23 protein-coding genes are annotated in these 22,458 nt (G+C 48.4%); 12 read left to right on the top strand and 11 right to left on the bottom strand.

Translation table 11 applies throughout. The annotated features are described in order from the left end of the window. The first annotated feature begins 337 nt into the window (after window positions 1-337). The 7 genes from JW878_06785 to JW878_06755 all read left to right on the top strand — a co-directional run bounded on the left by JW878_06785 (window position 338) and on the right by JW878_06755 (window position 7,584). A complete protein-coding gene (locus JW878_06785; GenBank protein MBN1762763.1) occupies window positions 338-1,069 on the top strand; it encodes a lamin tail domain-containing protein in 732 nt (243 codons plus the stop codon). Between the two features lie 450 nt (window positions 1,070-1,519). Beyond that, window positions 1,520-3,790 (top strand): hypothetical protein, encoded by a 2,271-nt coding sequence (locus JW878_06780; protein ID MBN1762762.1) that lies wholly within the window; start codon window positions 1,520-1,522, stop codon window positions 3,788-3,790. A gap of 148 nt (window positions 3,791-3,938) precedes the next feature. Beyond that, a complete protein-coding gene (locus JW878_06775; protein ID MBN1762761.1) occupies window positions 3,939-4,988 on the top strand; it encodes an Ig-like domain-containing protein in 1,050 nt (349 codons plus the stop codon). Window positions 4,989-5,137: 149 nt separating this feature from the next. Then, entirely contained in the window at window positions 5,138-5,392 is a 255-nt protein-coding gene (locus JW878_06770; GenBank protein MBN1762760.1) for a hypothetical protein, read from the top strand. Then, window positions 5,392-5,730: a type II toxin-antitoxin system PemK/MazF family toxin gene (locus JW878_06765; GenBank protein MBN1762759.1), complete on the top strand. Its 339-nt coding sequence runs from the start codon at window positions 5,392-5,394 to the stop codon at window positions 5,728-5,730. The genes JW878_06770 and JW878_06765 overlap by 1 nt, the downstream gene beginning before the upstream one ends. Before the next feature lie 140 nt (window positions 5,731-5,870). After that, window positions 5,871-6,701: an exosortase/archaeosortase family protein gene (locus JW878_06760; GenBank protein MBN1762758.1), complete on the top strand. Its 831-nt coding sequence runs from the start codon at window positions 5,871-5,873 to the stop codon at window positions 6,699-6,701. A gap of 13 nt (window positions 6,702-6,714) precedes the next feature. Beyond that, entirely contained in the window at window positions 6,715-7,584 is an 870-nt protein-coding gene (locus tag JW878_06755; protein MBN1762757.1) for an exosortase-associated EpsI family protein, read from the top strand. A 96-nt stretch (window positions 7,585-7,680) separates the two neighbouring features. Here the strand turns inward: JW878_06755 and JW878_06750 are convergent, their stop codons facing one another. Then, window positions 7,681-8,496, bottom strand: coding sequence for a CPBP family intramembrane metalloprotease (locus JW878_06750; protein ID MBN1762756.1), 816 nt, complete (start codon window positions 8,494-8,496; stop codon window positions 7,681-7,683). Between the two features lie 241 nt (window positions 8,497-8,737). Here JW878_06750 and JW878_06745 point away from each other — a divergent pair, with 241 nt between their 5' ends. The 5 genes from JW878_06745 to JW878_06725 all read left to right on the top strand — a co-directional run bounded on the left by JW878_06745 (window position 8,738) and on the right by JW878_06725 (window position 12,452). Next, entirely contained in the window at window positions 8,738-9,046 is a 309-nt protein-coding gene (locus JW878_06745) for a hypothetical protein (protein ID MBN1762755.1), read from the top strand. Next, window positions 9,047-9,937, top strand: a complete 891-nt coding sequence (locus JW878_06740; protein ID MBN1762754.1) for a hypothetical protein — start codon at window positions 9,047-9,049, stop codon at window positions 9,935-9,937. A 17-nt stretch (window positions 9,938-9,954) separates the two neighbouring features. Further along, window positions 9,955-10,530, top strand: coding sequence for a hypothetical protein (locus JW878_06735; protein MBN1762753.1), 576 nt, complete (start codon window positions 9,955-9,957; stop codon window positions 10,528-10,530). A 119-nt stretch (window positions 10,531-10,649) separates the two neighbouring features. Next, window positions 10,650-11,183, top strand: coding sequence for a hypothetical protein (locus JW878_06730; protein ID MBN1762752.1), 534 nt, complete (start codon window positions 10,650-10,652; stop codon window positions 11,181-11,183). Between the two features lie 108 nt (window positions 11,184-11,291). Further along, window positions 11,292-12,452 carry a hypothetical protein gene (locus tag JW878_06725; GenBank protein MBN1762751.1) on the top strand — a complete coding sequence of 387 codons (1,161 nt, stop codon included), beginning with the start codon at window positions 11,292-11,294 and terminating at the stop codon, window positions 12,450-12,452. Here JW878_06725 and JW878_06720 read toward each other — a convergent pair. The 10 genes from JW878_06720 to JW878_06675 all read right to left on the bottom strand — a co-directional run bounded on the left by JW878_06720 (window position 12,449) and on the right by JW878_06675 (window position 22,221). After that, a complete protein-coding gene (locus JW878_06720) occupies window positions 12,449-13,150 on the bottom strand; it encodes a DUF1616 domain-containing protein (GenBank protein ID MBN1762750.1) in 702 nt (233 codons plus the stop codon). The genes JW878_06725 and JW878_06720 overlap by 4 nt on opposite strands. A gap of 2 nt (window positions 13,151-13,152) precedes the next feature. Beyond that, complete coding sequence (locus tag JW878_06715) at window positions 13,153-14,484, bottom strand: phosphomannomutase/phosphoglucomutase (GenBank protein MBN1762749.1); 1,332 nt, start codon at window positions 14,482-14,484, stop codon at window positions 13,153-13,155. Between the two features lie 481 nt (window positions 14,485-14,965). Beyond that, window positions 14,966-16,126 (bottom strand): hypothetical protein, encoded by a 1,161-nt coding sequence (locus tag JW878_06710; protein ID MBN1762748.1) that lies wholly within the window; start codon window positions 16,124-16,126, stop codon window positions 14,966-14,968. Between the two features lie 45 nt (window positions 16,127-16,171). Next, window positions 16,172-16,636 (bottom strand): hypothetical protein, encoded by a 465-nt coding sequence (locus JW878_06705; GenBank protein ID MBN1762747.1) that lies wholly within the window; start codon window positions 16,634-16,636, stop codon window positions 16,172-16,174. Between the two features lie 229 nt (window positions 16,637-16,865). Continuing rightward, the gene (locus tag JW878_06700) at window positions 16,866-17,171 is read right to left on the bottom strand and encodes a winged helix-turn-helix domain-containing protein (protein ID MBN1762746.1); all 306 of its coding nucleotides are present in this window, start codon (window positions 17,169-17,171) and stop codon (window positions 16,866-16,868) included. A 157-nt stretch (window positions 17,172-17,328) separates the two neighbouring features. Continuing rightward, window positions 17,329-18,573 (bottom strand): molybdopterin molybdotransferase MoeA, encoded by a 1,245-nt coding sequence (locus tag JW878_06695; GenBank protein MBN1762745.1) that lies wholly within the window; start codon window positions 18,571-18,573, stop codon window positions 17,329-17,331. A gap of 6 nt (window positions 18,574-18,579) precedes the next feature. Further along, window positions 18,580-19,044: a DNA-binding protein gene (locus JW878_06690; GenBank protein MBN1762744.1), complete on the bottom strand. Its 465-nt coding sequence runs from the start codon at window positions 19,042-19,044 to the stop codon at window positions 18,580-18,582. Between the two features lie 54 nt (window positions 19,045-19,098). After that, the gene (gene mutL, locus JW878_06685) at window positions 19,099-20,832 is read right to left on the bottom strand and encodes a DNA mismatch repair endonuclease MutL (GenBank protein MBN1762743.1); all 1,734 of its coding nucleotides are present in this window, start codon (window positions 20,830-20,832) and stop codon (window positions 19,099-19,101) included. Between the two features lie 141 nt (window positions 20,833-20,973). Continuing rightward, window positions 20,974-21,813, bottom strand: a complete 840-nt coding sequence (locus JW878_06680; GenBank protein ID MBN1762742.1) for a CBS domain-containing protein — start codon at window positions 21,811-21,813, stop codon at window positions 20,974-20,976. Continuing rightward, entirely contained in the window at window positions 21,814-22,221 is a 408-nt protein-coding gene (locus JW878_06675; GenBank protein MBN1762741.1) for a DUF2111 domain-containing protein, read from the bottom strand. Window positions 22,222-22,458: the final 237 nt, after the last annotated feature.

Here is a 22,458-nt window from a genome sequence, read left to right as displayed (position 1 = left end):
TGGTTCAACACTAAAAGGTATCATAGAGGGATCAAAGCCATACCAGCATCACTTTATACCGGGTAGTTTCAAAGTTTACTTAACATATTCACGAATCGTCGCATGTTCACTTCGCAAAACCGGTTACTGAGAACGTTAGGTAAATACACGGCCTTTTTATGTACTGAGGGAGGCATAGCCGCAGCGGAGCAAAATCGTCTCAGTGCTCTTTCTTGACCTTCCACGTCTTCGCTTCTTCCCTTCCGTGTACTTGCATTGATAGGGAAATCCAGCGTTTAGATAGCTATTCACTTTTGTTATAGATAGTATTAAATACTGAAGAAGATAAGGTAAGCGTATGCCTCGAAGATCGGTTGCTATCGTGGTTTTGGCGACGGCTGTGGTAGCGCTGAGTGTGCAGGTTGTGGGAGCGGACAGCATAGCGAATCATGTGGTAATAAGTGAGATGCAAGCTGCTACCGATGAGTTTGTGGAATTGTATAATCCGACAAATAGTGACATAGAGATGACCGGTTGGCATTGGTGCTATTTCTCTTCTAACAGGAATTGGAATGAATCTTGGAGGGATAAAGTATTTCCATCTGGAGCGACTATACCAACTCACGGCTTTTATTTGATTGTAGTTAATGGAGATGTTGGCGTCACTCCAGATTGGAATTTAAGCTATGTCGATGGTCAACTTTCTGATTCCGCCGGCTCAGTTGGAATTTTTCCATGGGATCCTGACACAAAAACAGTCGAAGAGGCTGAGAGTGAAAGAATAGATGCTGTTGCATGGGGTACCGTTAGCTATGTCAAAGAAGGCACTGAAGCTGTTGTTCCTAGTTCAGATAAAAGCATCCAAAGAAAAGTAAATGATACCATAACTCAAAATGGATACGGGCCTGCATGGGATTCAGACGACAACAGCGCTGATTTCTTTATTCAAGAGTCGCCTACCCCTACAAATTCGACTACAAGTTCCACCAATCCGATGCCTCCTATCCCCGAATTTCCCCCGTTCATTCTACTCTCTATAGGCCTGCTAGCGCTTGCTGGTGCCGCTCTGTTGAAAAAGAAAAGTAGATGAGGATCCAAATCACGCAATCGGTGCAGGACAACGGTAACCTGCGATAGTGTCGCGAACGGCTCCTTGAAGACCTTACCAGAGTAACTGGTTGTGAATTGAAATGAAGACTGGCGAAACGGATAAGGTAGCGTTAAGGTAACCGTTTAGCCATTCAAAGATCGGGCGTACGAATTAGCGATAGTGAAGGGAGAAGAAAAAGAAGAAGAAAAGCATAACATCTCCGTTCTTTCCACCACTTACGCGCATCGTGTATAAGCAGTTTGATGGAGCAATTAATCGGACACCAGCGGTTTCCACTAGAACTATGCTCCTAAGATTTATAAAGAGGAAGTCCCTTTTCAACAACCGGGCAGTATTGCTCACTCTGAGCAATGTTGAGCAAAAGTAGAAAGTTTTATAAACTGTGAGAACAAACATCTACTCGCGGAAGAAAGAGGAGGTGAAAAAAAGATGAAGGATAAACGATTGAAGAAAGGACTAGGTGGGTTACTCGTAGCCGTGCTATTGATTACCTCGATAGCCGCAGTGATTTCTGTGGCGATGGGAGATTTAGAGCCGCGGGGGCATTCAGAGCCGCTAGGACTTTCAGAGCACTGTTTTTCAGGGTATAAGTTCGATAACGTAACGCATGTTGGCCTTGAGGGTTGGACGATAAACGTCACCGCCAACGGATGGGGATCTCCGACGGTACAGGATAAAACGGACGAGAATGGATATTGGCAGATTTGTGTTTACTCAGATACTACAACTTACAAGGTAACCGAAGTGCTTCAGCCGGGTTGGACGCAGATAGTACCAGCAAGTGGATTTTGGGACGTTCCGGCTGGGAGTGTAGATGTTTATAATCTCAATTTCGAGAACATTAATATAAATAATGCTTCTATCGGCGATTATGTCTGGTACGATCTTGATGAGGACGGTATTCAGGATCCCGGAGAACAGGGCATCGCCAATGTGACCGTTAACCTGTATCATCACAGCGATCCGAAATTCGTTGCGACGATGAAAACGGACACAACCGGCTACTATCATTTCTCCAATCTCCCCTCGGCCAACTACTCCTTGGAATTCGTTTTGCCTGACGGCTATGGCTTCAGTCCACCAAATCGGGGTGATGATGACGCCCGTGACTCAGATAGTAATACCTGTTCAGGAAAGACTGCCGTCACGATACTTGATCCTGGTGAGTATGACCTGACCTGGGATAGTGGTATGTATAAAACAGAACTGTACTGTATTTCAGGGTACAAGCTCGATAACGCAACGGGTGCTGGACTCACCAACTGGACGATCTTCCTCGATGCAAACGGGAATGGTGAACTGGATAACGAAGAGTGCCGCGCCATTACCACAGGTACTGAAGGTTCCGCCACAGGTGCTGACGGTTACTGGGAGATCTGCGGGCTCGTATCCGGGGACTACACGGTATGTGAGATACTTAAGCCTGGCTGGACTCAAATCGATCCGATCGGCTGTCATGAGGTTACCATTACCAACGAGGATTTGGCCAATATCAACTTCACAAACAGCTTACCACAGTGCGGCCTGACCGTGAATAAGAGATGTTCTGTGCCATCTCCATCACCAGGTCTGAAGAGTGCAGACGAATTAAAGCTGGGATGCAATCCGACACCAACTCCAACGCCCACGCCAACTCCGCCGGTGTTTACCGATGACTGCGAATGCATGTCAGGCACAGACGTAGAAGTGACCTATAGCTACGAAGTTACCAACACTGGTGATGATTTAACGAATGTAATAGTAGAAGACGACAAATTGGGCACAATTGCCGAGCTATCCTCTCTGGCGCGGGGGGAAACGCAGACGTTTACCGAAACGACGACCATAACCGAAACCACCACCAACACGGTCACCGTGACCGGGGAATTCCCGGATGGCTCTGAATGTTCCGATACCGATACGACTACCGTGACGGTATATGAGCCTCAGTGCGGGTTAGTCGTGAATAAGACCTGTTCAGTAGCGTCTTCATCACTGCGAGCCCCAGTAGGAATAGCCGAATCCAAGCTGAGCTGTACACCCACGCCAACCCCACCGGTGTTTACCGATGATTGCGAATGCACCGCGGGCACAGAAGTGACCTATAAATACGAGGTTACCAATACGGGCCCTGATTATCTAACGGGTGTAATAGTCTATGATAATCTTCTGGGCAACATTATTCCCTGGAGGCCATTCACTATCAATCTGGGGCCAGGGGAAACTCGAACGTTCACCAAAACGAAGACCATATTCGAGAACACAACCAACATTGTCACTGTGACATACGGCGAAGAATGCTCGGATACTGATACGACGACCGTGACGGTGTATGAGCCCGAAACGATTCCTGGCACGGGTACTCCGGGCTACTGGAAGAACCATCCGGAAGCATGGCCGGTGGACACCATCACCATAGGCGGGAAGACCTATACGAAAGCTCAGGCGATCGCGCTCATGAGTAGCCCCGAGGAGCGTGACAAGACCTACACCATGTTCCGGGCATTGGTTGCTGCCAAGTTGAACGTACTCATCGGCAACGATGATTCGTGCATCAAAAGCACTATTGAGGCCGCAGACAGGTGGATGGCACGATATGGTTCTTTTGAAGATAGATATATCGTGCAGGCGAGGAGCACGGCTTGGAGGCAAGGTGAGCGACTGTACCGATTGCTCGATGCGTACAACAATGGCCTTCTGTGCGCGCCACATCGTGACTGACCTGACCATGCAAGAGTCCAAAAGTGGGTAAGCCCTCTTTTTTAAGGGCTTCCCAATTTTTCGCGATGGTGCCAAAAGGATATACACATAAAAATTAGATGGGGCAAGAAAAGATGTCCACACAGAAGAGCGAGGTGCTGACATAGTGATGACGCTAAGAAGAAACAAATTGCTATTCCTTGGCCTGCTCGGCGTGATTATTCTCGCCGTGACGGGGATAGTACCGCAAGCCGTCTGGGCCCTGCCACCACCCCAGCCGCAAAATGCAACTTATGTGGGTACCGGAAATGGTTCAGCTGTCTACTTCCATTACTATCCTGGTCCAATAGACGCGAAGATTTTTAAAGTGAACCTGTCGGGGACAATCTACGATGCGTACTGCATAGACATATATACCGCGATAAGTATAAATGATACCCTGACCGTCAACGGCTCTCTCGCTGAGGGCAATCAAAGTGTTAACTGGACTGCGATAAATTATATTCTCTATACGTACAATTATTCCAGTCCAGAAGTTACTGACAAAGACAACGAGTCTGCAGCCATCCAAGCAGCGATATGGTACTTCACTTCAGAGCCCTACGGACTTTTTAATGCCTCTAACACAAGCCAGAAATATCAGTTCATGACAGATCCGAAGACCGATTGGTATGATGGACGATTGGAAAACGGCTCTGCACTAGTAAGAGATCGCGCCTTTGAGGTCATTAACGATACCAAAGCAAATGCAAGTACCTTCAAGTTCCCCACGAGAATCGAATTAAATGCTTCGGAGGAGTACGTGCTCCAGAATCAAACCGTTAATTTAACGGCGACTGTTTACGATCAGGATGATGCTCGTATACAGGGGGTTACCGTTAAGTTCGCTATTACAGAAGGGAATGGAACCCTAGACCCTGACAACGGAACCACCAACGATTCCGGTCAGTTTCAGGTTAACTTCACGGGGACCGATGCGAACGCAACCACGGTGGTGGCCTGGGTCGAGGGGAGTTACGGGACCCTGCTCCGGGGTGACATCTTATATCCATCGTCACCAGTACAAAACGTCTCCACAATCACCCTTATACCGCGCTCCATTGAAGAATTGATAGTGCTACCTGTGCCTGAGCAGTCAACGCTCGTGCTCACGAGCACGGGCGTGCTCGCGCTCGTGGGCTACGTGACGTACAGCAGAAGGAAAAAGAAGGAAGAATAGCTAAAGAAGGCCTTTCCTCACAAAGAAAGCTCCTCTTTTCGGTTTTTTGTTTTGATAGATAGTGATTGTTTTATTATTTCATAAGTTGTTATTATTGATTAAGATGCTGATAGAGTGTAGAGAGAATAAGAGGTGGTGTTAAGTAAGAGATGGGAATTAAAACGAAGGCTATTGGTGTACTGGGAACGGTTGACAAAAAAAGCCAGCTTCACATTGATGAGCCATTACCGATTACCGGTCCTACCCGTGTCCGTGTAATCGTTCTATTCCCATGTGAACAAGATAGAGACATAGATGAAAAGGAGTGGCTACGAGCTGCTGCTGCTAATCCTGCTTTTGAGTTCTTGAAGGATGAGGTTGAAGACATCTACAGGCCAACAGATGGGAAGCCTTTTCAGCAATGATAAAGGGTAAAGTTGTCCTGCTTCCTTTTCCGTTCGACGACCTATCGGCAGCGAAAGTGCGACCGGCAGTCTGTCTGACGGAGCCTATTGGACTTCATCATCATGTCGTTCTTGCATTTATCACCAGCAGAATTCCACAGGATCTGTTAGAGACCGATCTGGTACTGGATGCAAATCAGGTGGATTTCGCGTTAACCGGATTAAAGGTCTCATCTACGCTCCGTTTACATCGTCTGATGACCGTGACCACCTCCCTGATTCAGCGTGAGGTGGGAGAGTTGTCATCCAATATGGTGGCTGAGGTGGACAAGCGGCTACAGAAGCTGTTTGGGCTATAATAGAAGATATGCAAAAACAAAAAGTTTCTCATGAATATAACTACACCGTTCCGTCAGTGTTTTTTCAAAATCCTCTTAAAAGTTTAGTGTGGAGGTACAACCAATAAATAGACCGGCGATTAAGAGAAAGAGTATATGAAATGAAACTACCGAAAGGCGCTCTTGCTATAGCGCTCCTCGTAGCACTTTTATATTTTCGTACATTTCACTGGCTCGTTAATACGTGGCTTACAGACCCATATTACTCGCATGGTTTCCTGATCGTGCTTGTCTCCTGCTTCATTGCGTGGCGAGCTCTTCATACTGCTAACAGCCAAAACGACCCCAAACCAGAGCCGTACACAAGGGGACTCTTCGTCTTCGCCTTTGGGCTCATCCTTTACGTTATCGGCTTCGTTACGATCTTTCCGCTTTTAACTGCGCTCTCATTTCTGTTCGTCACAAGCGGGCTCATCCTTTATCTCTACGGTAAGCCTCTGATGCGCGCTTTCCTCTTCCCCGTCGCATTCCTCATCTTCGCTATACCCCTCCCTCTGGTCTTCCTGAATATCGTCGCGCACACGATGCAAACGGTCGCAGCGCGCTACCCAACCGCACTGCTCGAACTCCTGGGCATTCCTGTCACACGGGTGGGCGCTGAGATCCACCTCACCGATGCGTCGTTCACCGTCGGGTTACCGTGCAGCGGTATGTACTCGCTCATCTCTCTGCTCGCACTGGCCACGCTCTTTATCTACCTGCTCAACTGTCCGTTATACAAAAAGGCCGCGCTACTCTGCCTTGCGGTTCCTATCGCGATCCTCGCGAACGTTATCAGGGTTACTTCGCTGCTCTTGATCGCAAATGCGTACGGTGCGGAGACAGCCAGCGGTTTCTACCACACACTCTTCAGCCCGCTCCTCTTCATCCTCGCATTTATATGCCTGATTCTTATCAGTATACTTATGAGATGTTCGATTGCGGGGAGGTGAATGAGTAAGTAAAATGCAGCAATTCTTTGAGGATTATTCGAAGATTATCGGGCTGCTTATGCTTGCGTTCGTGATTATCATCCTCTTTTCTACACCGTCCATGATCCTCGCCAAATCTGTCACTACGATCGGTACCGAACTCTCGCACGCCACCGGCGACGAGTTACGTGTTCGGACACGGATGGATTTTGGCAACAACGAGCACATGCGGGCGTTTCCAAAGCAAATCGACGATTGGACTGCTTCCGATTACGAGACGACGGGAATTACGGAAAGCCTGAATGCGGACGTAATACTCATGCGCGCCTATTCGCATCCGAAGATATATCAGCCCGTATTTTTCCTCATTCTGCAGTCCACGAACCGCTCGAGCTTCCACCCGCCCATCGTCTGTTATCCTGCGTTAGGCTATACCATAGAAGAGGAGGGGAATGAGCTGATACTCGTACAGAACGTGAGTTGGGCGGAAGACCCGTGGCTTTCTGAAAAGAACGTGACGCGGAATGTAGCTCTATCGATAAAGAAGCTCGTGGTCGTAAAAGAGGCGGAAGACGATGGAAAGATCACGGAACGGAGGGTCGTGCTCTACTATTACGTGAAAGATCGCCCCTTCACGTCAGATACCGTTACTATGATCCGTGTCTCCACCCTCGCACCGATCGAGGGCTCGTATGAGGGCGTCCTCAATATATCCAAAGAGTTCATGGGCGATACCGTCCCCTGCATGTTTGAAGTACAGCGAGCGGAGCCCACGCTCTTTACCTCGCTCGCTTCTGGGTCTGCAATCCAGAAAGGAGTCCTCGTCATGCTCTTCCTCGCACCTTTAGCGGTCATCTTCTATCCCGAACTGCGAGCGATGTCGTACAGAAGGTTACGTAAATGACGCCGGAACGTGGAGGGGCCAGATCGCTGCAGCTAACATCTTTGCAACGCGCACCACACCACCAACCAACCCCTCCGACACACTACAAGCAAGGACCTAAAGATAGGCGGGTGCGATCAGGAACAAGATAGTGTTTATAATACCGTGCGATACACTCACACCGTAGAGCGAGCCCGTTTTCCGCACCACTAACGAATAAACGAAGCCCACGCTGCCCGCCAGAATGACATCAAAGATGGAGAGGTTACCGATATGCAGTAACCCGAAAAGGACTGAGATAAAAATAATGCCCGAGAACCCCATCGTCCTCGTCGCGTGGTACTGCATCAACCCGCGAAATGCTAATTCTTCGAGAAACCCCGTGCAGACGACCATAATGAGCACCGGCACAATTAAAGCTTCAAGGCGTGGCTCGACCAATATCCCGGGTTTTAATACGTAATATTCCAGTATGCCAAACGGCACCGCGAAGAGAATCGTGGCGAATTCAAGCGGCAGATGCTTTTGCTGCGGAAGCGCGAGTGCGATATCCTGCGGCTTTATTCGCTGTAGGTAGACGCACGTGAATATCGCGAGGTAAACCGGAATACTGATTATAGAGAACCATGCGATATAGCTGAACTGTGCAACGGGCATAGCAAGGCTGAGGATGCGGATGAGCGGTGCGATAATGAGCGCTATCAGCAACTTCGAGAACTCAGGATCGGCTGTTAAGATTAGCGACGAGTGGACGAGCAATGCAAAGAGGATAAGGGCATGAAACGCGATGCCGTACTTCGCAGCACACGCTGTCAGCGACTCTGCAAGCGCCACGAAGATTACGTACAGCAGGGCGATGAGAACGCGGCGATGGAAAGCTGCTTTACTACCTTTACCAATCTCTTTTCCGCCGTTCGACACGGTTCTGACCACACTCTCTCTTCTTCTTACATAGCGCCGCGTGATAAATTAAAGGTGCCTTTTTCCTTATTGCTCCTGCAGGAATCAAGCGCACCGAGCACAAAAGCAGTCTCATCAACCGTCGAATCGAAAAAGAGGGCGATTTTCCTGGAAATATACTCCGCTATTGAGATAATCTTGGTTTTAAAACATACTTTTTTCGTAAACGAAAACCGAAAAGCTTATATACCCCCTTAGTATAAACGATAGCAATATGTTAACTTCAATAACCACCACGACGACTACAACGACCACGGCGACCGCAGTCGGCGTCTCTTCTGGCGCCGTTTTCGGCGCTCTCGGCGTGGTAATCCTTATCGTACTGCTCATTGCTAAGGAGTTACTTAGCGCCTATAGCGAAGAAGGCGAAGGTGGAAGCGGAAGGGCGGAAGAAGCGGAAGGCACCTTTGGGGATAGAACGGTAAAGGCGAAATCGCTCGCTACAAGCCTCAGTGCGGCGATATATCCGCTGCTTTTCTGTTTCGCACTGATTGTTGTTATAAAGGTGATGGAGGTACTATAAATGACGAGCAAGAAGAAAGGCCATAAAAAAGCGATGAACGCGAAAGGGATGATCATCACCGCGATGGTGTTAGTCGCATTTGTGAGTTCAGCACCGCTGGCGTTGGCTGCCGAGCTCACGATCGAGCCCAACGATATAACACCGGGCCCCAATGTCTTTGTGACCATAAACGGGACGGGATTTGCGCCAGATGGGTCGGTTACCGTGCGTACTATCGTTACCTGCTATAAGCCGGTATCTGACGGTAAATGCCAGTGCACTATGAATGATTTTGAAATCCCTGCAAATACAAGTTTTAAATTGAGTGTACGGAAAGTTGAGGACAACGTGACAATGTACATAAAGTGGCTGAAATGGTGGGAAGTAAACCCAGACACGACGAGCTTCTTCACGTTTATATATACTGGCGATCCCTCTTTTACCTCAAATGTAAGCAGCGGGGAAATACCTCCATTTTTAGCGGGTACCTATAGCATAGATGTTGTTGGGGACGCGGTTGGGAACGAAGAGAATTGTACGATGACCACATCAGCGGAACTTGAAGTTGACACTGATGCAAACGGTAATTTCACACTCGATATTAATACGCAGGGTATTCCCATCTGTAACTTCACCATAACTGCCACAGATGGTGTAAATTCTTCAAGCGATTACCTGAACTTATTCATTTTGGGAGATGCAAGCAAAGATGGGCAGCGAAACGCGTATGATTGTGTAGCTATAGCGCGCTATTGGGGTGGAGTACCGGGATATGATAACAATACTATAGCTCCCGGTGCCGCTGCAGGTTTAGCCCCGGATTGCTCTCTGGTCACTTTAGAGGACGCACGGTGTTTGGCAGAACACCTTATAGGTATGCACGGCATTCCCTGTGCTGGTTGCATTCCTTAAGGAGATGAAAAAGAAAAATGAAGACTAAAAGGATAAGAATAGGTTTGGTATTGGTAACGGCGTTATCACTGCTAGTTATAGCAACCACCGTACCCGTGGGTGCACAACCAGTACCCTCAGCGACTGTGTCTATCGATAGTATCACGTTAGCGCCCCAAACCTCAGCTACTATTCCTATCATGATAACCGAGGCCCCCGAAAACGCAAGCGCTGCACTGATAAACCTTACCTACGACCCAACAGTTGTACAGATCATGGCAGTTGTTAACGTCAGTGGCTTCGATTACTTTAATTATACCCTCGTTGACGGGAAGGTGAGGATGATTGGAACTCAGAATGGTGCAGCAAACTTACAACCACCGATAACATTTGCTGAGGTGACCGTAAAAGCAATAGGAAACCCTGGAGAATGCACGCCATTAAATCTTGAAGGCTATGTAGTCCAAGGACATGGAACGATCTATCCAGAGCATGAGTTTATTAACGGTTCGGTTTGCATAGTACAGGGGGTACCAGCGTACAACACCTTCGGAATGATTGCGTTAATCGGTTTGCTGGCTATGGTACTGGCGGTAGCAGTAAAGAGAAGATGAGTCGGATAGCAGTACCAATCTTATCACTTTTTTTTATTCTTTGTGCCATACTTACAGGCTCTGCCACGACAGTTACCATAGGCGATATATTCTCAGAATCAGAGGTCACTACGTCGCTTATGATCAATGATGTTACCGATCTCGCCACGGCGGGTGTTAAAATTACTTTTGATCCTTCTGTCATCCTTATTACCAATGCCAAGAAAGGAGATCTGCCGAGTTTTATCGCGAACGTAGAACGTGCAGACGAAGGCTGGGTAAAAGTAGGTGCGTATGGTGTGTATACGACCGGGAGTGGATTGACCGGCAATATCAAACTCGCTGATCTCACTATAGCACCGAGTGGAAGTTATGGCGAAATCAGCGATCTCACTATTGGTGTTGAGTCACTTTCGGATAGCGGGTTTAAGACAATCGATGCCGAGGTGATTGACGGCTTCTTCTACATCGGCATGAACGGCGATGTTACTGCGGATCGAATAGTTGATAGCGCTGATAGTGAGTACATAGCGAAGGGGATTGCAGGCATAGCGGGCTATGACTTAAAGGCGGGTGCCTCAGAGGTTAACGGCGATGGAATCGTGGATGCGTACGATTGCGTGTATCTCGCACGACACGTTGCAGGCATAGCGGGCTATGAGGAGTTGAAGTGATTGATTATAAGTGTGGCTTCATGATGAGCCGTGAGATAATTTTACATACGAATATTTACGTCTGTCAAAGAGACAAGTAACAATGATCGAGGGAGTGAGTGAAGAGAAATGAAACGAGAACAACGGCTGGAGAATAGATCGCAATTTGTTGCTATTTCGATCGCTGCAATAGTGGTGTCCATACTGTATATGTCAACAGTTTCCGCTGCAGCGACATCCGTCTCTATTGGGAGTGCGACGGTCAATGTGGGCGAGAGCGTTACACTTCCGCTCATGATTGAAAATGCAGCGGAAGAGATAAGTTGTGCAACGATCGTCCTGTCGTACAACAACGCGGTTGCTCAGGTGACTTTCGTGGATAACAGTGATTTTAATGCCGCCGTTTACAACGCTGATAATGCTCTGGGGAAAACGACTATAGTCGTTTATCAAACGGGCGAAAGCGGCCTCACCGGGACTATAAAGATCGCGGATGTAACAATAAAGGGAGCAGGGTCTGGAAGCTCGTCTTTGAACCTCGATAGAGAGACGTTAAAGAACAATGCCGGAGTTCCCGTATCAGCAGATGCAGTAAGTGGCTCGTTTACCGTTAAATCGTCTGGTGGTAGCTCCGGTGGAAACGGAGGGTCCGGAGGGTCCGTAACCACGCCCACGCCATCGCCGTCTCCTTCGCCGACACCCTCTCCCAATGTGACTGGCACTCCAAGCCCTTCACCATCACCGTCTCAACCCGAGGAACCGGGAATCGTAACCGTTCGAGTTGGTGATCTCGCGGTCGAAAAAGGTGCGCTTGCCACTATCACGGTACAGTTAGAAGGAGTCGGCGGAGAGGGGCTCAGTTCCGCACTCATCAATTTTTCCTACGATCCAAAGATAGTGAAAGTACTCAGTGCAGAAAGCAGCGAGTTCGATGAGTTCATATCAAACCTAGAGAAGGGCGAGGTACGAATGGTAGGGTATCAAACCGGTGCGGAAGGTCTGAAGGGTGACGTCGTATTCGCGGAGATACAGGTGAAAGCGGTGGGAAAGACGAATGAGCGGAGTGAGTTGCGGTTGGAAGTGACAGAACTCACGGATAATGTGGGGCAAGGGTTAAAAGAAAACGAGGATTTCAATATTGTGACTGGTTATTTCACGATAATAAGCGAAGAAGGAGGAGGAGCAGAATCCGAGCCGTCGAACCCCCTTATTCCAACCCTCGACGCAAAAGAAACGCTCGCAATTATTATTGGCTCTTTCCTCGTTGTACTGTTGAAGAGAAGGCGTTAGGACGATTCATTTTTCACATCCAGCCACAGATGAAGCGAACGATACGGTTCTGTCTCGTAAACGCCCTCTTTAAACAACAGGAACTCTAACTTCTGATCTTCGCCTTCTCTCGATGCTTTAAATGTAAATGGACACTCCCACGTCTCGTTATGCACAAGCTCGATGCGCTCTTCACTGAGGACTTCGTCCTCCAGCCTTATGTCCAACTGATACGTGACGTTAGCGTATTCATGATTCACCACGCCGATGATTACTTCACCCTCTTCTCCGACGTGCAAAGTGGTAGGATAGTCGTCTGCTTTACCGCCGGGGCCGAGGATGTAAAATTCGGTGAATCTCTCGCCCTGCTTCGGCGTTACGATTACATACACGACCATGGAGATCGCGAGCACGATTACAATAACAAGGATAACCGACAATATGCGATCAAGATTAAGCTTTGCATCCGCAGCTTTCAATGATTCCTTAAATTTTCTGAACGTAATGCCGAAATCGACCTCGAACCCGCTCTCTTCCAGAACTCTGCATCTCCTAAGACAAGTGCCTACCGCAAGTGCAATCGTGAATACCGACAGCGAGACGAGAGCAGGCGATAAGCGAATTCCGAACGGCGTGTAGTTCAATACTAAGCCCATCCGCGTAACGACGGCACTACGTAATCGCACACCCTTTCCCGCGGCAAGTATGATCCCTTTCATTCTTATTGAGGTACTTTCTCGATGATCGACTGTACAAAGTCTTTTATTCTATAAAACTCCGTCTCATTCCTCGATTCGTACGCGATAGATATCCTCGGCTCGGTATTAGAAGCACGGAAAAGCGCCCAGCCCGTGTCAAACACGACTTTAACGCCGTCAAGGCAATCCAGTACGTACCCGTCGCTTTCCAAATCTGCCTTCAACTGTTTGATAAACGAAAACTTCTTGGATTCTTTCACGGGAATACGAATGTTCTCAGAGAGGTACTCTGGGAAATCGCTTACAAGCTCTGACAACCGTTTCCCACCCTGCGAAATGAGCGCAGCAACTTTAAGGCTTGCAAGTATCGCATCATCCGCAAAAAACGCTTCTTTAAAGTAATAATGCCCGGAGAGTTCGCCACCGAGTTCCGCTGCTTCTTCCTTCATCTTCTGTGCTATATACGTGTGGCCGACTCTGCAGGGAACTGCCTGGCCGCCGTATCGTTTTATCGTTTCAATCGCCATGTCTGACATGAGTGCATCGTGGACGATCTTCGCTCCGGGCTTCTCGTCCAGTACCTGCTGGGCCAATAGGGAGAAGATTCTTCTCGATTCTATTATATTACCGTCCGCGTCAATAACTGCCAATCGGTCGCCATCGCCATCGTAAACAATACCGAGATCCGCGCCGACCTCTTTTACTTTGGTTTGAACCTCGAGCAAATTTTCCGCCTTTGTGGGATCAGGTGCATGACCAGGGAAATTACCATCCGGCATGCAGTTCAACTCATAGACCGTCATACCTAATTGCCGATAAATTTCGGGCGCGTACAGGCCTGCAGCGCCATTAGAAGCATCTATAACGATTGATAACCAAGTCCCCAGCTTCGTGTTGGCCATGATAAAGTTACTATAATCTTCTTGGATTGCACGGGTTGTAGAAGTGCCGTTGCCTTTACGGTAATTCTCGCGCTCGAATTGTGCCCTTAGCGCCCCTATTCCAGATTCGTAGCTTATTGGCATAGCCTCGTTATCGAACAGCTTGAAGCCGTTATACTCCTTGGGATTGTGTGAGGCGGTGACGTTTACGCCGCCATCACAGTTGTAATGCCGGACTGCAAAGACCACCGCGGGCGTAGTAACCACACCGATGTTCAGAACATCTGAGCCGGTTGAGCAAACCCCGTTAATAAACGAATCTTTCAATTGTGGGCTACTCAATCGCGTATCGCATCCTACAGCGATCCTACCGGGGTTAAGAGTCCCAAATGCCGCTCCTATCCGGAACGCCACATGCTCATCGATCTCTGACGGATAGATGCCTCTGATGTCGTACGCTTTAAATATGCTCATGGTTCTCCAAGCCACCCATAAGAATTGGAAACGCCTTTCTTCGTCCTACATATCTGATAATGCCACACATTTTTCCTCGCTGGTTATACGCTATAACAGAACAGCGGGCTTATTAAATAGCTCACATAAACATCTATTTAAGCTTTGCTTGCTGTGGTTTTATTCTTTTGGTGTACTTCGTAGAAAGGTGGACGTTATCAATCATCGTCATTCATATCCTTTACTCCAAACGACTGCAAGCAACCGGAAAAAAGATTGATGCTCATCCCTACTGTTCATATCCAGCTATACGTTTTTAAGAACTTTTAAGGGCATTTTGCCCCATCTGAGGTTTGAACGTCCTATCCTGAAGAAACAGTTGAGTTTTTATCGTACAAAGATTTATATTACACAAAATCTGGTTAGCTAAACATCTAATAGCTTCTTATCGATAAAAGGTAACTATAATACAGTATTTACGCTCTTAAAAACTCGCGTCGGGCTAAATATCCGTATCTGTAGAGCTGAATGCAGTTATCTTCAATTTTGAACCGAAAAGCTTTACGGTGTCACCAAAGAGCCCGCCATTTAATGTATTTTTAGATCCGGACAGCGTGATCTCCCCCTCCTCGGTGTAGATGATCCCGTGGTAACAGTTCTTACTCCCAGATAGCCTGATATTGTTACCCGCCAAGAAGAGCGAGTTAGACGAATATGCTGAGCAATTGTGCCCCGAACCACTAATATCAATATCTCTCTCAGCCACAATGGTGAATACTCCACTGATCCTATTTCCATTGAGTCTAACCTTCCCGTCAACGTAATACAACCCATCAAGTACCACATCCGACCTTGAAACCCGGAAGTTTTCGCGGATGTAATGATACTTACCTTCCACTTCGGCAGCTCTTGCCTCTGATCCGCCCGGTGCATAGTCTATGCTATTGTAGTGGATGGGCATTGGTCTGGGAGAGACTTGTGTTGGTGGTGGGATGAAAATATTCATGTATCCATACACGAAGAAAGAGGAAATATACTCTGTCGCTCCAAGTATCATATTCCTCCAGCCACTCACTCCAATATCATTGTTCGAATGGACAGCGCCAATTATCAGATTCCTGCCACCAACCAGATGAATTGCACGTCTCTGTTTGGTGCTGTTAGCCCATAGCGCGTATACTAGCCTACTATAACAATAGGTGAAATTTGTTGAAATTGAGTCGTTCAATCCGTTGGCATCCGTTGCTGTAACCGTGACAATATACTCTCCTTCAGAGTGTTCGGAGAGGTTAAACGAGCCGTTGTAACGAGCGGTAGTTATGTTGATGGCGCTATCGAACCTCAAGTTCAGTAGGCTCTCTGCAATAACACTGGGACCCATAATCGCTGCAGTAACCGTGGTTACGTCATCCCAGCCGTTATCATCACTCGCCGTGACAACGATTGTAACCGTTTTATTCGTACTTGGATTAAGAGTTATTACCTGAACGCCAGGGCTCTCGGGATTATCATCGGGCGACAAATCCAAATTGTCAAGCGCTGGCGCTGTGTTCAACACCGTTGCACTCGTTGATGCACCCTCTGCATAGGCGAGTGCTGGAAAGAAGAGTGGTAACAGTAGTGCTACGAGCAGTGAAAGTACCTCGGCTCTTCTCTCCCTCATTTTGTAGGTCTCTCCGTGTGCAGAGTGTTGTTGATGAAGATGCCTTCACCGTCTCCGTCTCAGTAGTACCACGCCACAAATAACGATGAGTGCAACGACCAAGCCGATTCCAACTATGGTTGGCATGAGCGGAATATGCGCAGATGTGGCAGCTCCACCAGGTACTTCGAATAAGACCTCTTTCGTTTCCGTCTGTTTCCCTTCATAAATTACATAACCGCTTATCTTGTAGGTGCCAGGTTCCTCAAATTTATAGTATGAGGTGAGTGTGCGCGTTTCCGTAACCGGGACTGCAAGTTCTTCACTCGCAATCGTTTCCAGCAGCTTGCCATTTCTATATACCTCACCACTGAATTTCGCCTTTGTGTCTATCGCACCGGTATTCTTGAACGTCGCGAGCACTTTCATGAGCTCGCCAATCAGCGGCTCGCCTTCGCAGCACAAATCGGTTAACTCACCCGTTCTCGTAAGCGTTCCCGTTTCGAGAATATCGAAGGCTAAATCCTGCATATAAAGTGTATCCTCGTCCAGTGAAACGGTTACTCTTGCGGTATATGTGTCGACGCGCTTCTTCGCATTTTAGGAGATAATCAGAAGCATTCAGTATCAGAGTTAGCGTCGCTTCTGAACCTTTCCACCGAAAAAATTGATGAGCTCTTGCGCTTCTTGGCCAAATACAACATCCTCTCCTACGACGAAGTTCAGAAAACCGCGATGATCAACGCCGAGTTCTTAGCGCTCACGTGACTAAGAGCGCCTTCATGTTCTGATATTCGCGTAAAAACTCTTCGCCTTTCTTCGTCGTCCTGTATATCGGCCCTGAATTCTCCAACAGACCTCGCTCTTCCAAAAAAGGCACGTATCGATCTATCCGCGTGAAATTAAGGTTCGCACTATATACGATCTCAGTTTTACGTGCACCGCCTCGCGCCACGGAAAGGATATCTGCCATTATCTCTATTTTGCTTCTACGCGCCTTGAATCGTTCCTTCAAACTTTCCCGCAGCCCCTCATTAAGGGCAGTTTCCAGTTGTGTTGGCTCCATGATGCTTTTGCGAGGATTCGTATAGAGCAGGCTCTCGTTCTATTCACGAACCATATAGTGCGAATCAAACGCAGTCTTATGTTGAAGAGGTATGCATATAAATCTTTCGGGTCTGCTTCCACTGGAAGACAATACTGCTTAAAATAGGAAATGCTGCTTAAAGTGTAGAATACTCGGTTACCAGTACTCTTTCGCCCTCCGCAACGCCTTCCTTGTTCTCCTCGATTACGACAAATCCGTTCGACTTCGTCATGCTGGATAAGATACCGGAGCCGCTTACCCGTAATGGCTCAACGTAATACCCGCTCTCGGTACAAATCAGCTTCACACGCACGAAATCCGTCCTTCCTGCCGCCGACGGAATCTTCTTCCGTGCAGTAGCAAGAACACTCGTGCGGTCTTCCGTCACGCCGTGCATCCCGTACAAAAAGGGGCGAACGAGCAATTCAAACGCGGAAATCGTCGCTACCGGATAGCCCGGGAGGATAAACACCGGCTTGGTATTGATTATACCAAAACCGACAGGTTCGCCCGGGCGGATAGCCACGCCGTGAAATATAACCTCCCCCAGCTCCTCGACTGCATCCGCCAGGAAATCTCTCGTGCCGACTGAACTCCCGCCGGTTACCAATAACCCGTCACAATCGCTTTCCAACGACGACTCCAACGCGGCTTTCAGCTCCTCGTAATTGTCACGCACGATCCTCATTCGGTGCGGTTCCGCAATCGTTTTGGTTAATGCCGCAAGCATGTAGCTGTTCGAATCGGCGATCTTTTGCTGCTTTTGTTCTTGGTTTTGCTCAGATGCATGCATCGCCGGATCCATAAGTTCGTCACCCGTGGGGATTATACCAATCTTTGCTCTCTTGTAGACTTTCACCGTGTTTATAAAAAGCGATGCAAGCATGCCGATGTCATGCGCTCGCAGTATCTTCCCCGCTTTCAGCACCGCTTCGCCCTTCTTCACGTCCTCGCCGGTAAAAGAAACGTTTTTGCCTGGTGTGACTGGTTTGAAAATCTCCACTGTATCGCCTCGCTCCTTCGTATATTCGAGCATAACCACTGCGTTACTGCCCTGCGGTATTGGCATCCCGGTCGCTATAGGCGAGCATTCGCCCGCCTCTATCTCTACCTCTTCCTCTCCTTTGCTCTGGAGTTTCTTCAGCTTTAAATACGCCGGATTCCGCGGCGCCGCTCCGAAAGAATCCTCACCCCAAATTGCATACCCATCCATCGCCGCCCGATCAAAGGGCGGGCTATTGATAGGCGATAGTACATCTTCTGCCAATACCCGACCAAACGCATCATCAAATTTGATCTCTTCTACCTCGGTGCGCTTCGCATACGATAATACCTTTTTTAACGCCGTTTCAAACGAAATAAGGGTCCGAAAAAGTTTCATTCGTGCTTAATCACTCTCCTCCAGCCTGTTCCTGCCGCGCAAATACACCGTTACTATGCCTGCCTGCGTCAATTTCGTCCGCAACTCCTCATCGTTGGTAAGGACTGCCGCCTTTCGTTTCAACGCTAACGCCGCGATTAGCTCGTCCGTACCTACCACTTCCCCGCCGCCACATTCTTTTTCCTCCCCGAATTCCTCGATCGTAACCGTGCATCGTATAGGCCCGCATTCCTGTTCCTGTTCAGAGGTATGTGTATAGTTCTGTAGTAAAGAATAGCCCACGTTTGCTGCCATTCGCTCTTTGCCCTTCAATCCTGATCTTTGCCTGAGTTGGTTCAGCTCGTTCACGACCGCCTTCGGCACGATTACACGTAGATAGCCCAGTCGCTCCAGCTCTTCAAAGATATCAATACCGAATATGCCGGGTATCAGCAGTGCATTGGTGTCCACGATTACTTCCTTGCGTAGCACGTTCCCTATTACTAAACGCACCTGCGGGTAGAAATAAGTTGGCGTCGCTATCTATTACCGCCGCTTAAACCGTTTCTCTATCTCCTTCTTGCTCAGCCGAATCATCGTCGGGCGTCCGTGCGGGCAGGTATACGGCAGTTTCGTGGCCTTCAACCGCTCCACGAGTTCCCGCATCGACTCGTACGACTGCTTCTCACCCGCCTTTATACTCGCTTTGCACGCTGCCGTGCTAAACAGGACCTTCAGTCGCTCCTCCTTCTTGCCGCGCTCCTCTACTAATTGCAGTAGTATCTCGGTTATCTCGTCCTCATCGATCATACTGTGGAAGACAACGGGTATCGCCCGAATAATATACGCATCGCCCAGTCGCTCGATATCGAAGCCCATAGCCCTCAGCAGGCTCTCGTTCTCTCGAATCACGTAGAGCTGATGCGGACTGAGTTCAGGCATGTACGGCCTCAGAAGTGCTTGTTTTTCGATCTTCCCCCCATATCGCTCGAGCAGCCGCTCGTAATTTATGCGTTCAGCCGCCGCGTGTTGATCGATCATGATCACGTCGTCCTCGTCGCTCTGTGCTATGATGTAGCTGTCGAGGACCTGATAGAGTGGAACAGGGCGTATATTCACACGACCACCACATTCCTTTTCCATGAGCTCGTCTGCCCCCGTTACACCCCCCTGAAATGCTGTTTGAACACTTGCGGCTGCTTTCTTCTCTTTCGGTAATCCAAAGAGTTCACCAGCACGTGCTCCTGTTCCTTCCTCTCGCTGGGCAACCTCAGGCATCAAATCCGCGTGTCGTAACGTGGTGGAGACAGCATCAACGAGATATTGAAAGACCTCATTGGCGTGGTAGAAGCTTATTTCATGCTTCTTCGGATGAATATTCACGTTTACCTCGCGGGGGTCGACGGAAAGGGAAACGACCGCGAAAGGATATGCGTGCTTCGGTAACAGAGACATATAACCCCGTTTTATCGCTTTATCCAGAAGATCGCTTCGTACAAACCTCCGATTTACGTAGGTAAAGAAATGCTTCTTGGTGCCGTATGACACCGCTGGTTTGGTGATGTAGCCTCGGATCATACAACCATTAAGGGAGGAATCCGGCTCTTTCAGTTCGATAAGCTCTTTTGCAACGCCGCTCCCGAATGTATTGACGATGGCGTCTAACATGTTCCCCGTACCCACCGTGCTGATTACCGGATTGCCATCATGAATGAGCTCGAATTTTATCTCTGGATAGATTACCGCATAATTTATGCAGATCTCCACGATGTGCCGCAGTTCAGTGGCTTTCGATTTCAACGTGCCGATTCGTGCAGGGAGATTGTAAAACAGGCTCTTAACATCTATGGTCGTGCCAACGCCACGGGTTAGCCTGTTCTGGTCTTTTAGCATGCCGCTCTCTATGGTCAAATGCGTGCCAAAATCCTCGTGCTCATGCCTCGTGTTCAGCTCGATCCGCGAAACGGCGGCTATGCTTGGTAATGCCTCACCGCGGAATCCAAGTGTTTTTAAGGCCGTTAGATCCTCTATCAGCTTTATTTTGCTCGTCGCATGCTTCTCGAACGCAATCGTCACGTCATCTTCGCTTATTCCACGGCCATCATCCGTCACCCGGATATAATCCCGACCACCGTTCCCCACCTCCACTACTACACGACTGCTTCCCGCATCTATAGAATTCTCTAGTAGCTCCTTGACGACCGATGCCGGTCGGTCTACGACCTCACCCGCGGCGATTTTACCTATCGTCTGCTCCTCTAAGACAAAAATGCTCCTCATAAACCCCGTCTTTCATAAAAAAATAAAGCACGGTACCATAAAAGGATCGATCGTGGTTCCTGACCGTTATTATCGAACCCTCAACCGCTTATGCCGCTTCCAAAAGTCTCCTCCGCTTCCGGTCGGCTACTACCCTTTACATTACGGTCGTGTTCGTTTATAGGGTAACCGCGGCTCTTTGGTCGTGATATGGCGATAATCACCGAATCGCGAAACCCCCACGAAGCTCGAGACCGTTTGCTGCTTCCTCAAGTACGTTGTATGCCGAAACTTCCGTAAAATCTCATCTAACTTCCGCCGCTGCTCCTCCACCGAAAACCCTTTCTCTCCTTCTCCTTTACCCTCCATCGCGTGATAGAGTTCCTCCAGGCTCTCGAATATATCCTTGAGTTCCTTATCATCAACATAATGCTCGACGAGTTCCACCAATTCGTCATACACGTCTTTCAGTGCTCTCTCGCAGCTCTTGGCTCTTTCTCCCACTAAGCTCACTTCGCAGGCGCTTAACTTGCGCTCAAGCCGGTCAAGGGTCCAGCCGCTTGCTAATAGGCGAACCTTGGGATAGAATCGCTTCACGTACTCGGGCTTCTGGGTCAGTATGTTCCTGACGCTTATAATGCCCACGAGCACACCGTTCTCAACCACCGGCAGCCGTTTTATCCGTTTCTCTGCTGCGAGCGTGCTTGCTTCATCCACTGAGGTCTCCGCATCGATGGTCACCAGCGGGGAACTCATCACTTCCTTGGCCTTTACCTCATCTGCGCGCTTATTCTGCAAGAGCACTTTTAACGCGATGTCTCGCTCGGTAATAATTCCCGCTGGTTTACCTTCCGAGGTGATGACCACACTGCCGATACCCAGCTCCGCCATATTCCGTACTATCTCTGTGATAAGCGCGTCTCCATCTTCGGTGATGATTGGACGGCTCATTATCTCACGAACGTTCATAGCCTCTTTTTCTTCTTTGGTACGTATAGCCATTTATCCCCTCTCCTGTTTAAACGGATATTTCGAATGCGACTTAATTTGGTGGAGAACATGAGGCGACTCGGCAAAAACGGCTCCTAAATCCACTGTTCCTACCACATCCACCACACCTAACGCCGCGACAACATCGCCTTTTCGGTTCCGAATCGGAGCAACAACAACCGGTACGTGCGCATACGCTCCAGTAAGCGGGGTCGTACGTATCACGCGATTCTCTTCGAGCGCTTGTTCCAAAATCGGACCAGTGTATTCAAAATCGATGACCTTCCCCTTCTCCACACGAACGCCCTTTCTATTTTTGCTCCGCATGGTTACTGGTATTACAAGTAAATCGTTCACCGCTTTTGCGATCGGTACGAGTTCTTCTGCAGGTGTATTCTCATTTATTACCAGTTCTTCCATTCTCTTTTACACCTCTCTTTGGAGATCAATAAATAATCCTCATCTTTTAGTTAGGTTGCTAACTTTACGGTACGCAGTAAGATAGATTTTAGCAGTATTTAAATTTTATGGGATTTGAACCGAGTTGTGGGACAAAAAAACCTTCGATCCATTTATAGTGAGGTACTAAACTTTTAATACTTATCTTTCGTATCTTAGTTCATGTCTAAACCCGAACAGATCCCTATTCATCGATCA

This window comes from Methanomicrobia archaeon (genome assembly GCA_016930255.1).
GTDB lineage: Archaea > Halobacteriota > Syntropharchaeia > Alkanophagales > Methanospirareceae > JACGMN01.
Note: the sequence above shows the minus strand (reverse complement) of the source record. Positions and strands in the feature narration are given on the sequence as shown.

Coding starts and splice junctions, on each gene's coding strand:
- JW878_06785 (MBN1762763.1), top strand. CDS start 338: ATGCCTCGAAGATCGGTTGCTATCGTGGTTTTGGCGACGGCTGTGGTA.
- JW878_06780 (MBN1762762.1), top strand. CDS start 1,520: ATGAAGGATAAACGATTGAAGAAAGGACTAGGTGGGTTACTCGTAGCC.
- JW878_06775 (MBN1762761.1), top strand. CDS start 3,939: ATGACGCTAAGAAGAAACAAATTGCTATTCCTTGGCCTGCTCGGCGTG.
- JW878_06770 (MBN1762760.1), top strand. CDS start 5,138: ATGGGAATTAAAACGAAGGCTATTGGTGTACTGGGAACGGTTGACAAA.
- JW878_06760 (MBN1762758.1), top strand. CDS start 5,871: ATGAAACTACCGAAAGGCGCTCTTGCTATAGCGCTCCTCGTAGCACTT.
- JW878_06755 (MBN1762757.1), top strand. CDS start 6,715: ATGCAGCAATTCTTTGAGGATTATTCGAAGATTATCGGGCTGCTTATG.
- JW878_06745 (MBN1762755.1), top strand. CDS start 8,738: ATGTTAACTTCAATAACCACCACGACGACTACAACGACCACGGCGACC.
- JW878_06740 (MBN1762754.1), top strand. CDS start 9,047: ATGACGAGCAAGAAGAAAGGCCATAAAAAAGCGATGAACGCGAAAGGG.
- JW878_06735 (MBN1762753.1), top strand. CDS start 9,955: ATGAAGACTAAAAGGATAAGAATAGGTTTGGTATTGGTAACGGCGTTA.
- JW878_06730 (MBN1762752.1), top strand. CDS start 10,650: ATGATCAATGATGTTACCGATCTCGCCACGGCGGGTGTTAAAATTACT.
- JW878_06725 (MBN1762751.1), top strand. CDS start 11,292: ATGAAACGAGAACAACGGCTGGAGAATAGATCGCAATTTGTTGCTATT.
- JW878_06720 (MBN1762750.1), bottom strand. CDS start 13,150: ATGAAAGGGATCATACTTGCCGCGGGAAAGGGTGTGCGATTACGTAGT.
- JW878_06715 (MBN1762749.1), bottom strand. CDS start 14,484: ATGAGCATATTTAAAGCGTACGACATCAGAGGCATCTATCCGTCAGAG.
- JW878_06710 (MBN1762748.1), bottom strand. CDS start 16,126: ATGAGGGAGAGAAGAGCCGAGGTACTTTCACTGCTCGTAGCACTACTG.
- JW878_06705 (MBN1762747.1), bottom strand. CDS start 16,636: ATGCAGGATTTAGCCTTCGATATTCTCGAAACGGGAACGCTTACGAGA.
- JW878_06700 (MBN1762746.1), bottom strand. CDS start 17,171: ATGGAGCCAACACAACTGGAAACTGCCCTTAATGAGGGGCTGCGGGAA.
- JW878_06695 (MBN1762745.1), bottom strand. CDS start 18,573: ATGAAACTTTTTCGGACCCTTATTTCGTTTGAAACGGCGTTAAAAAAG.
- mutL (MBN1762743.1), bottom strand. CDS start 20,832: ATGAGGAGCATTTTTGTCTTAGAGGAGCAGACGATAGGTAAAATCGCC.
- JW878_06680 (MBN1762742.1), bottom strand. CDS start 21,813: ATGGCTATACGTACCAAAGAAGAAAAAGAGGCTATGAACGTTCGTGAG.
- JW878_06675 (MBN1762741.1), bottom strand. CDS start 22,221: ATGGAAGAACTGGTAATAAATGAGAATACACCTGCAGAAGAACTCGTA.